General features: G+C 69.3%; 12 protein-coding genes and 1 pseudogene. 7 read left to right on the forward strand and 6 right to left on the reverse strand.

The features are described 5' to 3' along the window. Positions 1 to 166: 166 nt before the first annotated feature. Positions 167 to 519, reverse strand: a pseudogene (locus MKK63_RS12860) (IS21 family transposase); the annotation flags it as partial. Between the two features lie 566 nt (positions 520 to 1,085). On the opposite strand from MKK63_RS12860, the gene MKK63_RS12865 reads away from it, so the two are divergent. Together MKK63_RS12865 and MKK63_RS12870 are read left to right on the forward strand one after the other, a co-directional pair. Further along, positions 1,086 to 1,589 (forward strand): MFS transporter, encoded by a 504-nt coding sequence (locus MKK63_RS12865; protein WP_244002249.1) that lies wholly within the window; start codon positions 1,086 to 1,088, stop codon positions 1,587 to 1,589. 785 nt (positions 1,590 to 2,374) lie between these two features. Next, on the forward strand, positions 2,375 to 3,085 hold the full coding sequence (locus tag MKK63_RS12870) for a L,D-transpeptidase (RefSeq protein WP_244002251.1): 711 nt from the start codon (positions 2,375 to 2,377) through the stop codon (positions 3,083 to 3,085). A gap of 205 nt (positions 3,086 to 3,290) precedes the next feature. Here the strand turns inward: MKK63_RS12870 and MKK63_RS12875 are convergent, their stop codons facing one another. From MKK63_RS12875 to MKK63_RS12885, 3 genes are all read right to left on the reverse strand, one after another. After that, positions 3,291 to 6,482 carry an efflux RND transporter permease subunit gene (locus MKK63_RS12875; protein WP_244002253.1) on the reverse strand — a complete coding sequence of 1,064 codons (3,192 nt, stop codon included), beginning with the start codon at positions 6,480 to 6,482 and terminating at the stop codon, positions 3,291 to 3,293. A gap of 8 nt (positions 6,483 to 6,490) precedes the next feature. Next, positions 6,491 to 7,825, reverse strand: a complete 1,335-nt coding sequence (locus MKK63_RS12880; protein ID WP_244002255.1) for an efflux RND transporter periplasmic adaptor subunit — start codon at positions 7,823 to 7,825, stop codon at positions 6,491 to 6,493. A gap of 64 nt (positions 7,826 to 7,889) precedes the next feature. Then, complete coding sequence (locus MKK63_RS12885; protein WP_244002257.1) at positions 7,890 to 8,087, reverse strand: polyhydroxyalkanoate synthesis regulator DNA-binding domain-containing protein; 198 nt, start codon at positions 8,085 to 8,087, stop codon at positions 7,890 to 7,892. A 570-nt stretch (positions 8,088 to 8,657) separates the two neighbouring features. Here MKK63_RS12885 and MKK63_RS12890 point away from each other — a divergent pair. From MKK63_RS12890 to MKK63_RS12905, 4 genes are all read left to right on the forward strand, one after another. After that, positions 8,658 to 9,335 (forward strand): response regulator transcription factor, encoded by a 678-nt coding sequence (locus tag MKK63_RS12890; RefSeq protein WP_244002259.1) that lies wholly within the window; start codon positions 8,658 to 8,660, stop codon positions 9,333 to 9,335. Further along, positions 9,328 to 10,692: a sensor histidine kinase gene (locus tag MKK63_RS12895; RefSeq protein ID WP_244002261.1), complete on the forward strand. Its 1,365-nt coding sequence runs from the start codon at positions 9,328 to 9,330 to the stop codon at positions 10,690 to 10,692. The genes MKK63_RS12890 and MKK63_RS12895 overlap by 8 nt, the downstream gene beginning before the upstream one ends. Positions 10,693 to 10,923: 231 nt before the next feature. Beyond that, on the forward strand, positions 10,924 to 11,709 hold the full coding sequence (locus MKK63_RS12900; RefSeq protein ID WP_244002263.1) for a YfdX family protein: 786 nt from the start codon (positions 10,924 to 10,926) through the stop codon (positions 11,707 to 11,709). A gap of 98 nt (positions 11,710 to 11,807) precedes the next feature. After that, on the forward strand, positions 11,808 to 12,011 hold the full coding sequence (locus MKK63_RS12905; RefSeq protein WP_244002265.1) for a hypothetical protein: 204 nt from the start codon (positions 11,808 to 11,810) through the stop codon (positions 12,009 to 12,011). A 91-nt stretch (positions 12,012 to 12,102) separates the two neighbouring features. Here the strand turns inward: MKK63_RS12905 and MKK63_RS12910 are convergent, their stop codons facing one another. After that, entirely contained in the window at positions 12,103 to 12,447 is a 345-nt protein-coding gene (locus MKK63_RS12910; RefSeq protein WP_244002267.1) for a RidA family protein, read from the reverse strand. A gap of 26 nt (positions 12,448 to 12,473) precedes the next feature. Continuing rightward, on the reverse strand, positions 12,474 to 13,634 hold the full coding sequence (locus MKK63_RS12915) for an NAD(P)/FAD-dependent oxidoreductase (protein WP_244002269.1): 1,161 nt from the start codon (positions 13,632 to 13,634) through the stop codon (positions 12,474 to 12,476). On the opposite strand from MKK63_RS12915, the gene MKK63_RS32220 reads away from it, so the two are divergent. Next, positions 13,572 to 14,009, forward strand: coding sequence for a pentapeptide repeat-containing protein (locus tag MKK63_RS32220; protein ID WP_409564509.1), 438 nt, complete (start codon positions 13,572 to 13,574; stop codon positions 14,007 to 14,009). The genes MKK63_RS12915 and MKK63_RS32220 overlap by 63 nt on opposite strands. The last annotated feature ends 162 nt before the right edge of the window (positions 14,010 to 14,171 follow it).

A 14,171-nucleotide genomic window follows, 5' to 3' on the forward strand; every position in this document is an offset into this window, starting at 1 on the left:
CGGGCGGCACGAACTCGTGCAGCGAGGGCGGCAGCAACCAGCCCTGATCCACATCCCAGGAGCGAAACACCTTGGCCATGAGCCAAGTGAATCACCCTCCGGCCCCGCCGTCGAGAGGATTACTCGGACGGGCTCCTAGCCCTCAGCACCGAACCTGCGGAAGAACCATGAATTTCGAGCGGGCGAACTTGCCCAGCCCTTCGACCTTGCCCTTTTCGTTGCCCTTGCCCCGCCGGCGAAGCGGTCGCGGACCAGGTATTGGCTCCCCAGCTCGGTGAAGGTGCGCGTGCGCTCGCGCTGCCCGTCACCGCAGATCTTGGCGACCGCGATCTTCGTGTTGTCGTACAGGATCAACAGCGGCACGCCCGTGAAGAAGGCGAAGGCGGCGACGTGCCCGTCGAGGAACGCCTCGGTGGTCTCCCGCGGATACGCCTTTATGAAGCAGGCGTCGGAGTGCGGCAGGTCCATGCGGAAGAAATGGATCTTGCGACGCACGCCGCCGATCGTGGCCACCGCCTCATCAGCCTGTCCGCGGGCGGAAAAATCGTGGGCGGCATCGCGTTCGGCTACATCTCCGACCGGATCGGACGCGTGCGCGCGGCCTACGCATAAATCCTGATCTATTCGGTCTTCTCGGGCCTCATCGCTTTGTTGCCTTCCATGACCTCGCTGTCGATCCTCGGTTCTGCGGCGCCCTCGGGATGGGGGGGGACCTGGACGGCCGGCGCCGCGCTCATCGCCGAGACCTTGGAATCCAAGTTGCGCGGGCGCGGCGGCGCCCTGAGGCGGATGGGCCTCCCGCTCGGGGCCATCCTGCCCATCGTCGCCTCAGCGATCGTCGGCTCGCGGTACACCGGGCTATTATGGGATGGATGGCGAATCCTCTACATGATCGGAGCCCTCCCCGCGCTGATCCTCGCTCCGGTCGAGAAATCACCCCTGAATCCCCGATCTGGATCGCACGACATGCCGAGACGGCCGCGAACAGGACGGTAGGCTCCGGTCCTATCATCACGCCCGACGCGCGACGAAATGCGCTGTTGGCCTTAGGGGTCGTATGCTGCCTGCGGTCCATGTTCTGGGGGGTGTTCACTTGGACCCCGACCTTCCTGTCCACGGTCAAGGTCTACGACTTCCTCAAAAACCTTAACTTCGTTCTGGCCCTGCAGATCGGTGCGGTGATCGGCTTCCTGGTCTACGGTGCGTTCGTCGATCGGGTGGGCCGCAAGCCAATGTTCATCGCATACATCGTCATCGGGATACTGGCCGTCGCTGCCTACGCCTTCGGCCCTGCAGAGAAGCTCATCGTGGCGATCTTTTTCTCGGGGCTCACCGTGAATGGGATCTTCGCGGGCATGGGACCGTTCACGGCCGAGATGATCCCAGACACCCCGGCCCGCGGCTTCGTCATGGGGTTGATCTACAATAGGGGGAGGCTCGGCGGCTTGCTGGCCCTCAGCATCATCGGCCTGATCGCCACCGGGCAGGGCGGGATCGAGGCGGGGCTCGGAACGACCGTCTGCGCATTCGTCATCGCACTCCTGATCGTGCTCTGCGTTCCCGAGACTCGAGGTCACGACCTGCGCTGAGAACCTGGCGCCCGGGACTACCTGGGCATGCCGGTGCTGGAAGGCGCCGTGCAGGCCCCGGCGTCGCGGCCATGGGACGAGCAGGACGACGCTGCCGAACGACTATCCAATGATGGCCCCCGGCAAGTCCGGCAAGCACGCCGATCCGGCCGACTTTTTTCCCCGACCTGTTCAATCGGGCTCGGCAGGGCGCATGGGCCGGTGGCGGGCGCCAGCTATGGGCGTCATCGGCCAAGTCGATGCGGCCAGACCTTCACTGCGATGCGAGGCTGATGCCTGGCATCTATCAGTCCCGTCCGGGAACTGCCTGCGCCAGCAGGACCGGCCTTCCGGCGCTATGACGCCGCGGGGGCCGTCCGAATACCGTCCGACTAATCATCTTTTCCGACCTAAAAACCATTTTCCAAAGGGGAATGTTAGCTTGAATGCCGCGCCGTCAGACGCTTAGAAGGCGGCTGCTCTATCCAGCTGAGCTACGGAGTCTGGTGCCGGGCCGGGTTCGTAGCAGCCACCCCGTCGCCTGTCATCTGGCCCGGCTCGCACCCACGAGGCGGCCATGCCATCCGCAGAGATTGATCGATCGGGTGCGCGCGGCACGAAGACCCGTGGTCAGCGCGCCATTTCATTGCATCGATCGTTCAACCCTGGATGACAACCGATATTGGCCACACTCCCGACGCATTCCCCCGGCTTTCGACTGTGGACAGCCGAGCTTGCCTGCTGCGCCGCGGCGCGGCACCATCGAGCTCGACGGTTGCGCGGCGGGACATGGGACGTCCAGAGACATGACGATCGACGCTCGGAAGACCGGTACCGGGGCATTGGACGCGTCCGCGCGACCCGGGCCGCAGGCGGGCCTGCTCAGCCGCCGGGCCTTCCTGGCCGGGTCGTCCCTCGGGGTCGGCGCCCTCGCCCTCGGTGGGTGCGGGACAACCGACACCCTCTTCCTCGCCGAGGCACAAAAAACCTACGGGCCGATGCCGAACGAGAAGTTCCCGATCCCGGCGGCCGACATCAGCAAGGTCGATCCGAAATACTATCGCCGGACCGTCAGCTATGACACGAAGGAGGCGGCCGGCACGATCATCGTCGATCCCGCCCATTACTACGTTTATCGTGTCGAGGGCGACGGCACTGCAACCCGGTACGGCGCCAATGTCGGCCGCCAGGGGTTCCTGTGGAACGGCGACGCCTATGTCGGACGCAAGTCCGAATGGGCGACCTGGACGCCGCCCGCAGAGATGATCCGGCGCCAGCCCGAAGCGGCGAAATACGCTCGCGGCATGCCGGGCGGCCTCGAGAATCCGCTCGGCGCCCGGACGCTCCACCTCTACCAGAACGGCGCCTATACGCTCTACACGATCTACGCGAGCAGCGACGCCGAATCGATCGGCACAGGCATCACGAGCGGCTGCGTCGGCCTGCTCAGCCAGGATATGATCCACCTCTACGCGCGCACGCCGGTCAAGACGAAGGTTGTCGTTCTGCCGGCCTGAGCAGGTTTCGCGAAAGTGGCCACCGGTTTTGCCATCAAATCCTGCGAGCGGCGAAGGACCTAAGCCGAGGATGCGTTGGCGTGCCAACGTATCCTCGGCTCATTAGTCCAGTACGATCGCGTCCCGAGCCGGTCCCGCCGCGGGCGCGATCGGGGCTCCCGCCGCGAAGAGCTGCGCCGGAAGCAGCCGGCTTATTACGTGTATCTCAGCGGGCTGTTCGGCGCCCCGCGGGCGGCGGAGCCGACGCCGCCGCGCCTGGACGAGACCGGCCCGATTGCGTCCTGCGGTCCGCGCTCGCCCGCCGCAGGCGCAGGCCTGCCACCCATGGATAGACGGCCGGCAGCACCACGAGGGTGAGCAGGGTCGCCGAGATCAGCCCGCCGATCACCACGGTGGCCAGCGGGCGCTGCACCTCGGCGCCCGCGCTGGTGGAGAGCGCCATCGGCAGGAAGCCCAGAGCCGCCACCAGGGCGGTCATCATCACCGGGCGCAGCCGCATCTCGGCGGCGCGGGTGGCCGCCTCCCGCGGGTCGAGGCCGGTCGCCTCCAGGTCGCGGATGTAGCTCGTCAGCACGACACCGTTCAGGATCGCGATGCCGAAGGTCGCGATGAAGCCGATCGCCGCCGAGATCGAGAACGGCATGTCGCGGAGCGTCAGCGCCAGGATGCCGCCGGTCGCAGCCACCGGCACGTTGAGGAAGATCAACCCGGCGAGTTGGATGTCGCCGAACATCACCACCAGCAGGAGCAGGATCGCCGCGAGCGCCGCGGGCACCACGACGGTGAGCCGGGCGGTCGCCTCCTGCAGGTTCTGGAACTGGCCGCTCCAGACCAGCGCGTAGCGCGGCGGCAGCGTCACCTGCCGGGCGACGGCGGCCTTGGCGGCATCCACGAAGCTCTGGACGTCGCGGCCGCGGACATTCGCCTGAACGAAGATCCGCCGTTGCAGGCGTTCGCGGCTGATCTGCGCCGGGCCGGAGGCCACATCCACGCTGGCGACCATCGACAGCGGCACCATCATGCGGCTGCCCGCCTCCCGGCTCGGATCACCGTTGCCGGAGCGGCCGACCGGCAGGGCGCGGATCCGCTCGATGTCGCCGCGGTCGGCCGGATCGAGCCGGACCACGATCTCGGTGATCGAATTGTCGTTGCCGTAGACGACGCCGCTGGTCCGGCCGCCGATGCTCTCCACCATGTCGAGCACGTCCGACACGTTGATGCCGTAGCGGGCCGCCTTGGCGCGGTCGACCTGGATCGTGAGCGCCGGCATGCCGGCCTGCGCCTCGGCCTTCACGTCCGCCGCCCCGTCGATCCCGGAGACGGTGCGCACGATGGCGTCGGCTTTGTCCTTCAGAACCTTCAGGTCGTCGCCGTAGAGGCTGATCGCGACGTCGCCGCGCACGCCCTCCAGCAGGTCGTCCATGCGCATCTGGATCGGCTGGGAGAAGGTATAGGCCACGCCCGGCACTTCCTCCTTGAGGCGCTTGTCGATGGCCGCCACGAGACCCTCCTGCGTGTCGGCGGTTATCCATGTGGCTGGGTCGGTGAGGGTGATGAAGCTGTCGGTCGATTCGACGCCCATCGGATTCGTGGGGATCTCGGCGCTGCCGGTGAGCGAGACGACACGCTTCACCTCCGGAAACGACTTCAGCACCCGCTCGATGCGGGTCACCGTGGCGAGCGAAGCGCTCAGATCGATGCCCGGCAGTTTCTCGGAGGTGATGACGATCGAGCCCTCCGACAGCTTCGGCAGGAACTCGCCACCGAGCCGCGTTGCCAGCACGCAGGAGCCGGCGAACAGGGCAAGCGTCGCCAGCACGGTGAGCCCGGCGTGCCGCTCGGCCGCCTTCAGCAGCGGCGTGTAGGCGGCCCGCATCCCGTGGACGAGCCGCGTCTCGCGCTCGCCGACGCCGCTGCCGGCGAGGAAGATCGCGGCCAGCGCCGGCATCAGCGTCATGGTGATGACGAGGGAGCCCGACAGGGCCAGGATGACGGTCAGCGCCATCGGCACGAACATCTTGCCGGCCACACCTTCCAGCGCGAGGATCGGCACGTAGACGAGGATGATGATCGCCACCGCGAACATCACGGGCTTGGCCACCTCGGCGGCGGCATCGCGGATCAGGTCCTCGGGCGGCCGGCCCGGGTGCTCGCCGCGGGCGCGCAGCACGTTCTCGACCATCACCACGGCGCCATCGACGATCAGGCCGAAATCGATGGCGCCCAGGCTCATCAGGTTGCCCGACAGGCCGAGCAGCCGCATGCCGGCGAACGCCATCAGCATCGCGAGCGGGATCGCGGCCGCCACGATCAGCCCGGCGCGGAGGTTGCCCAGCAGCAGCAGCAGGACGACGATGACGAGGACTGCGCCTTCGAGGAGGTTGTGCGCTACGGTGTGGATCGTGCGGTCCACGAGCGCGCTGCGGTCGTAATAGGGAACGATATCCATGCCCGGCGGCAGTTGCGGGCGCAGGTCGGCGATCGTCTTCTTCACTTGGCCGACCACCGCGCTGGCATTCTCGCCGACCTGCATCAGCGCGATGCCGACCACCGTCTCGCCCTGCGCGTCGTGGGTCACGGCCCCGAGCCGGACTTTTGGCGCCTCGACCACCTGGCCCAAAGTCGCGAGCGTCACCGGCACGCCGCCCGGCCCGGTGGCGACCACGATGTTGGCGATGTCCTCCGGGCTTTTGGCGAGGCCGAGGCCGCGGATCGTCTCCTGCTGGTCGTTATGCTCGATATAGGCGCCGCCCCGGGCCGCGTTGTTGTCGGCGAGCGCCGTGAAGACCTGGGCGAGGCCGACGCCGTAGCGGCGCAAGGCGTCGGCCGAGACCCGGACCTCGTAGGTCGGCATCTGGCCGCCGTAGATGTTCACATCGACGATGCCGGGCGTCAGCTTCAACTTCGGCGCGATCGTCCACTGCAGGGTGCGCCGGAGCTGCATCGGCGTGTAGCCGGGCCCGCGCAGCTCGAACTGGTAGATCTCGCCGAGCCCCGTCGCCATCGGGCCCATCTGCGGATCGCCGACGCCCGCCGGCATCATGCCCTTGGCCGCCGGCAAACGCTGGAACACCTGATTGCGCGCCTCCGTGATCGGCACGCCGTCCGCGAAGGTGACGTAGACCGCCGAGACGCCGGCCCGCGAGGTCGAGCGGATCCCGGTCAGGCCCGGCGCCCCCGCCATGGCGTTCTCCACCGGGAAGGTGACGAGCCGCTCCACCTCCAGCGGCCCAAGGCCCGGCGACAGGGTCAGGATCATCGCCTGCTTGGGCGAGATGTCGGGCACCGCGTCGATCGACAGGCCTTCGAGGTTGGCCACGCCCCCCGCCGCCGCGGCGAGCGCGATCATCAGCACCAGGAACCGGCGGCGGATCAGGAGGGCGAACCACGACCGCATGGAAGGCCTCAATCCGTCGAGCCGAGCAGGCTGCGCAGCAGGATCGCCTTGAGCCCGAAGCTGCCTTGCGTCGCCACGATGTCGCCGGCCGCGACACCGCTCTGCACCTCGACCCAGTCGGAGCGCTGGATCCCGAGTGTCAGGGCGCGCCGCTCGAACTGGTCCTCGCCCACACGCACGAAGGCGATCGGCCCCTGCTCGGTCTGCTGGATCGCGGCCGCCGGGACGGTGACGCCGTCGCGGCCGAGATCCGCCGCGATCGTCACCGCGACGAACATGTTGGCGCGCAGCAGGTCGCCCGGGTTGTCGAGCTCGATGCGGGCAGGCGCCGTGTTGGTGGCCGGATCGAGGGCGGCGTTCACCGAGCGGACGCGACCTTCGAAGGGATCGTGGCCCGGGACCGGGCTCTCGACCGAGGCGCCGTCGCCCGCCTTCACCCGGGCGGTATCCGGTCCGTAGAGGTTGGCCAGGACGAGGATGCGGGTCGGATCGGCGACCGTGAAGGCGTCGCGGGTGGTGTCGACGACCTCGCCGAGAGTCACGCCGACGCTGGTCACGACCCCGGCGATCGGGGTCACGACGGCGCTGGTTCCGGGGGCGCCCCCCTCGGTCGGGGCGAGGCGCTGGTACTGCGCCCGGTACATCTCGGCGTTGGCCTGGGCCGATTTCACCGCCGCCTGCGCCTTGGCGAGATCGACCTGCCGCCGTTCCACCTCGGCCTGCGCGACGCCGCCGAACTTGAGCTGCTCCTGTCCGCGCTTGAGCTGCAGCGCGGCCACCGCCTCGGAGGCCTGCGCCTCGCCGAGGGAGGCCTGCGCGGCGAGGTAGCCGTTGCGCGCATCAAGCAGGCCGGCAGCGTCGAGGGTCGCCAGGGTCTCGCCCGCCTCGACCCGGTCGCCGGGCTGGACCGCGAGGCTCAGCACCCGTCCTTGTGTGCGCGGCTTAAGATGCGTCACCCGCCGCTCGTCGAACGCGACGGTGCCGGGGACGCGCACCGGCAGCACGATCCGGCGGGTCTCGGCCGTCCCGAAGGCGAGGCCGATCCGCGTCTGCCCCTCCGCGTCGAGGGTGACGCGATCGGGGTTCGCCGGCGCCGCGTCGGGTTTGTCCGTCCCCGCCGCCGACGTGGCCGGCGCGAGGCCGAGCGCGGACAGGATGGGCGCGCGCTCGATCCAGCCGGCAGTGGCGAGGCCGGCCCCAGCCAGGAAGAGGAGCACGCGGACGCCACCGCGGCGGCGCGGCACCTCTGGGGCGGGCTTCGAGGGCACCTCCTCGTCCGAGCCCTCCGGCTCGACGGACTCAGCTTCCATGGCACGGGCATGCGCCTCCGCGTTCAGCGTCATGGGCGCGCGCGCCGCTCGCCGGGCTGCCCATTTCCGGCTGCCCGGTCGCTGGGGATCGGCCACCTCATGCGTCGAAACCCGGGCGCAGCACCTCGTCGCTCACGAAGCGTCCGGTCTCGACCTCACGGACCACCACCTCGTAGCCCTCGCTGCGCAGTTCCTTCAGCCGGTCTATGGAGACGTAGCTCCGCGTCTCCACGTCGTAGAGACGGGACTGGGCGTATCGGTTGATCAGGCGCCGCGGACGCTTCTTCCTAGGCATGCGCGACGCCTGCCGGATGGCATCGGACCGGGCGATGACGGCCAGGCTTCGAGGTTAGCCACTGAAGCCGGCAGCAGGGCGCGACAAGCCCCCTCTCCCGTGCGGGAGCGGGTTGGGGTGAGGGATGAGAAGCTTCAGCACCAAGCGCGCCAAGACCACGCGTGAAGATCGCGCCTCTTCCTGAACGTGCTCGACCCTCACCCTGTCCCTCTCCCGCTCGGGAGGGGGGACCCGCGCACCATCCTGTCGCCGCGGCGCGGGCCCCCATGTCCAGCTCCTGCGAAAGTGCGCAGGTAAGCTCCGAAGCCCTCCGCCCCTCTCCTCGAACGGCGATTCCTGGATCCGCACAGCGAGCCCATCGGGGCACACGCGTTCGGCGGGGCGGGGTCTGCATCGACGCAATCCGGTCAAACAAATGGGGCCGTGAAACCGGCGCCGGTACGCGCTAGAGTCATTCTAATAAGTTGGGCGAAGCCAATGCTGCGCCACTAAATTCGGGTTCACAATCGGACCGCGCCGGGACCGGCGAACCGAAATGCGGCACACAGGAAACCGGCCGGAGGTGCGGGCGTGGCGAGGGTGCTGCTGATCGAGGATGACGCGGAGACGGCAGCCGTCGTGCTCGATGACCTGCGCGGGCGCGGTCACGCGGTCACCTGGGCGGCGACCGGGCCCGACGGCGCCCAGGCGGCCCGGGACGGCACCTGGGGCGCGATCATCCTCGACCGGATGCTGCCCGGCCAGGACGGGCTCAGCGTCCTGCAGGATCTCCGCCGGGACGGGGACCGGACTCCCGCGCTGGTGCTCAGCGCGCTGGGCGACGTGGATAAGCGGATCCGCGGCCTGCGGGCGGGCGGGGACGACTACCTCGCCAAACCCTTCGCCCTGGGGGAACTCGCCGCCCGGATCGAGGCTCTGCTCCGGCGTCCGGTGGACAGCCGCGAGACCCTGCTTCGGGTCGGCAGCCTGGAGATCGACCTGATCGCCGGGACCGGCCGGCGCGGCGCGCGCGATCTCGAATTGCTGCCGCGTGAGCTCAAGCTGCTCGCCTATCTGATGCGCGCACCCGGCCAGATCGTCACCCGGGCGATGCTGTTCGAGGAGGTCTGGAACTACCGGTTCACCCCGAAATCGAACCTGATCGACGTCCATCTCGGGCGCCTGCGCCGGAAGCTCGAAGCCTGCGGAGGACCACCCCTGATCCAAAATGTGCGCGGCCTCGGCTTCACCTTCACGCCCGATGACTGATCTGCTGCGCTCCACGACCGTGCGATGGGCGCTCGGCATAGCCCTGTGGTCGGTGCTGCTGGCGCTGGCGATCTTTGCCTTCATCTACTGGCAGACGGCCGCCTACCTGCGCGAGGAACTCGCCGAGACGCTGCGGCTCGAAGTCCGCGCGGCCGCCGCAGATCCCGCCTCCGCGGCTTTGCGGGTCGACACCTGGACCGCCATGGACCTGCACGCCACCCATTACGGCGGCCTGTTCGGGCCCGACGGCGCGCGCCGGGCCGGCAACCTCGACGCGCTGCCCAAAGGTTTGGCTCGTGACGGGGACGCCTATCGCGTGAGTGCCGTCGTCGAGGTCGCACAGCGCAGGCTCGACGACGAGATCTGGGCGGCCGCCCTGCCGCTACCGGACGGCAGCACCGTGGTGATCGCCCACGATTCCGACGAGATCGACCGCGTGCGGGTGACGACCCTGCGGGCGCTCGGCCTCGGATTGGTGCCGATGCTGGCCCTGTCAGGTCTCGGCGGCCTCCTGCTGGCGCGACGGGGCCGTCGGCGGCTGGCCGCCACCGAGGCGGCTCTGTCCGAGGTGATGGGCGGCGACCTGCGCCGGCGCCTGCCGGTCGGCACCCGGGGCGACGAGTTCGACCGGCTGGCCGCCAACGTGAACCGGATGCTCGACGAGATCGAGCACCTGATGGGCGAGGTCCGCAGCGTCGGCGACGCGGTCGCCCATGATTTGCGCACGCCGTTGACCCGGCTGCGCGCCCGGCTGGAACGCAGCCGCATCCAGGCCCGGACGGTGGCGGAGTTCCACGAGACGATCGACCAGGGCCTCGCCTGGATCGACCAGACCCTCGCCATGGTCACGGCGGTGCTGCGGATCGGTGCGATGGAAGAGGGGCGCCGGACCGCCTTCGCACCGGTCGATCTCGGCGAATTGGCGGCGGCTGCGGTGGACCTCTTCGAGCCGTCGGCCGAGGAGAAGGGTGTGCGCCTCACCCTCGCGATCGCGGACGGGCTTCCCACCATCCGGGGTGACCGAGACCTGTGCTTCGAGGCCCTGTCGAACCTCCTCGACAACGCCCTGAAGTTCACGCCGCAGGGCGGGGCCGTGTCCGTGCGCCTGACTCACCTGGGCGGCGCTGTCAGCCTCGCGGTGGAGGATACGGGGCCGGGCCTGCCCGCGACGGAGCGCGACAAGATCTTCCAGCGCTTCTACCGCTCGGAGGTGGCGCGCCAGACCAAGGGCAACGGCCTCGGACTGAGCCTGGTGGCCGCAATCGTCAAGCTCCACGCCGCGAGCGTGAGCGTCCACCCGGCCGCGACGGGCGGTTGCCGCTTCGACCTGATGTTTCCCGCCGCAGCGGCCACCTGAGGCGGGTCCCGGTCGAAAAGATCCGATCGAAGGCCGGCAGGCATCCGGCGCCGATCGCGAGACCGTGACATCGCCAATCCCAGTCTCCACCTGGCGCCAGCACCGACATGTCCGAATTTTAATCCAGTGGACATGCGACCAACACGGTAGTTGAATATTATATGAACACGCGAAGAACGAGGCCGATACAGTCAAAGGTCTTGGTTCAAGCGCTCAGATGGAGTTATTAAGATGGCTTATCGCAAATCCATGGCTGCGGCGCTCGTGCTCTCCACCATCCTCGGCGGGACCGCTTTCGCCGCGGAACAGGCCGCTCAGCAGCCCGCCGCGCAGCAGACGGCGATCGACAAGGATGTGGGCAAGCTGTCGAAAGATGGCGCACAGGCGTTCCGTGATCTTCAACTCACGCGGCTCGCCATCTTCGAAGCGGACCCCGCTCAGGCCAAGGCTCTGATCGGCAAGACGCAGGCGGCCTTCACGAAGGCCAAGACCGATGACGCCGTGTTCACCAAGGCCGAAGCCGACCTCAAGACACCCGCCGACATGGCCGGCCACAAGGCGATGGCCCCGGTGGCGACCGCTCAGCCCGCGACGACCGACGCGAAGCCCTCCAAGGAGCAGGTCGCCTGGGTTCCGGTGGACGCGCAGCTGACGCTCGGTGACGACTTCGTGGCCAGCCCCGATAAGGCCTCGGCCGTGACCGAAGCGAACAAGAACCTCGCCCACGGCGACCAGAAGGGCGCGATCGAGAAGCTCAAGCTCGCCCATGTCGACGTGAACTTCACGATGGCGGTGCTGCCGCTCGACAAGACCATCGCGGACGTCAATCAGGCGGCGACGCTGATCGGGCAAGGCAAGTATTACGAGGCCAACGCGGTCCTGAAGACTGCCCAGGACGGGATGCGCTTCGACATGATCGACGCGGTCGCCCTTCCGCAGACGGGCAAGGCCGCGGCATCAAACACCGCGTCCCCGACGGCGACCGGCACGGCCGCAGGCGCCAAGGCCGGCAAGTAACAGACGACCGGGCGGCCGGGAAAGTCCTAGCCGCCCAGTCTGATCAGACCGACAACATCGTCAAGATCTTGTCCCAGTTAAATCAGAGGAGGACGACCATGATCAAGACAACGGTGAGCGCCGCGTTGTGCACGGCCTTTCTCCTGGCCACCGTCCCCGCCATGGCGGCACCGAACGAGATACCGCAGGGCAAGCGGGACGAAACGTCGATGAAGGACACGAAGCAAGCCATCACCGCACAGCGGAAGGACAACAAGGAGGCGAACAAGAACGTCGACAGCCTGATCAAGAACAGGAAGTGATACGTCCGGCCGGTCCGCACCCCGGCAAGACCAGCCGCTTCCATAAGGCGGCCCGTGGCGCCGCAGCCGAGCCGCGCCCCTCGACCGAGGCTCATTTCGCCGCGGTGATCACGGCCTCGATCAGGACATCGGGTCCCAGTTCGGCGACCCCGATGGTGGAGCGGCTCGGCAGGAGCTCGGGGGCGAACCACGCGGTCCAGGCGGCGTTCATCTCGTCCTTGAGCGCCATGTCGGTGATGTAGAGCGTCGCCGTCAGAATCCTGCTCCGGTCGCTGCCGGTCTCGGCAAGCAGCGCGTCGATCCGCGCCAGGATTTGCTCTGTCTGGCCCTGCATCGGCGCGGAGCGATCCTCCGCCACGATGCCGCCGAAGTAGAGGACGCCGCCATGCTCCACCACGCGGTGCATGATGGGCGTGCGGATATGGCGTTCGATCATCGAAACAGGTCCTTGTGCGTGGAGGATCAGCCGGCTGGCTGAAGCAGGGCCGAGCGGGTCTCGCGGGCGGGGCCGCCGAGGGTGAAGCGGTCCGGCGCGAATGCCGTGAGGGCGTGCGTCTCCGGTCCGTCGAGCAGCAGGCCGGCGACGATCGCACCGACGATGGGCGCGAGCGCGAAGCCGTGCCCGGAGAAACCGAAGGCGTGGACCAGCCCGTCCGCCACCGCGGACCGGCCGATCACCGGCAGCTCATCGGGCGTGACGCCCTCGATGCCGGCCCAGGCGTGGGCGATCCGCGCCTCGCGCAGGGCCGGGAACAGGTCGAGCGCCGTGCGGGCCGAATAGGCGAGCCGCGGGACGTCGAGGTGGATCTCTCCGGTGTCGAGGTCGGCCTGTCCCTTGTGGCCGCCGCCGATCATCACGTGGCCGCTGTCGGACTGCTTGAACGACAGCGGTCGCCCGGCCGCCCCCACCACCGGTGTCAGGAGTGGCGGCAGCGCGTCGGTGAGCAGCATCTGGAAGGCGTTGAAGCCAAGCGGGATCGGCTCTCCGGCCGCGCGGGCGATACGGCCGCCCCAGGCGCCCGCGGCGTTGAGCAGGAGCGGCGCGGCATGGGTCTCGCCCCCGTGTGTCCGGAGGCACCAGAGGCCGGCCCGGCGCTCCAGCGTGGCGACGCGTGCACCCTCGATCACCGTGGCACCGGCGGCCATAGCGGCGCAGCCGAAGGCGCGCGTCGTGCGCAAGGGGGACGCGAAGCCGTCGCGGCGGGCGACGATGCCGCCGACCACGTGCGGGGCGACCGCCGGGAGCAGCTGGCGCACCGTCTCGGCATCCGCCAGAGCCTCGTGCATCCAGCCGGCGGCGCGCAGGCGTTCGACGCGCTCGGCGAGCTGCGCGAGTTCCGCCTCGGTCTCGGCGACCCGGACCTGCCCGACGGGGCGGAAGCCGCAATCGTCGCCGACGAGGTTCGCGATGTCATGCCAGCGCTCGATCGCCTCCAGGGCGAGCGGCACCTCGGCGGGATGGCGGCCCAGGGTGCGCACGCCGCCCGCCGAGTAGCCCGAGGCCTGGGCGCCGACCTGCCGGGCCTCCAGCACGCGGACCCGGCGCCCGGCCCGGGCCAGATGCAGGGCGGCGGACAGCCCGTGCAGGCCCCCACCGACGATCAGGATGTCGGGATCGGTCATGCCAGCGCGCCCGTATCCGTCTGCGGGGGAGCCGCCTCCGGCATCGTGGCCACGAGGCCGGCCAGCGCAGCGAGGCCGACGGGACGCGCCGGCACCACCGCGCCCAGGATTGCGCACTGCGCGAGTGCGGCCCGGTGGCGCTCCGGCCCCGTGGGCCGCTCTAGCAAAGCCGCGAGGTCCACCGGATCGAGCCGCAGCGCGGGCGCGGTCTTGGCGGGCGCAGTCTTGGCGGGCGCAGTCTTGGCGGGCGCAGTCTTGGCGGGCGCGGTCTTGGCGGGCGCAGTCTTGGCGGGCGCAGTCTTGGCGGGCGGGATCATCGGCGCGTTTGTGTATGCCGGCCCGGCGGCCAGGGCGCGCGCGGCGATGGTCGCCTGACGCTCCGCCTCCCGCGAATTTGCCGCCCCCGCCACGCGGCCGGCTACCGAAACGCCCGGCACGCTGGTCCGGCCCTCGGGATCGGCCACGACCCGCCCGTCCCGGATGGCGCAGCCGAGGGCGGCCAGCAGCAGCGGCTCGTCTGCGCAGACCAGCAAGCCG

The sequence above is a fragment of the Methylobacterium sp. J-088 genome, assembly GCF_022829295.1.
Taxonomy (GTDB): Bacteria; Pseudomonadota; Alphaproteobacteria; order Rhizobiales; family Beijerinckiaceae; genus Methylobacterium.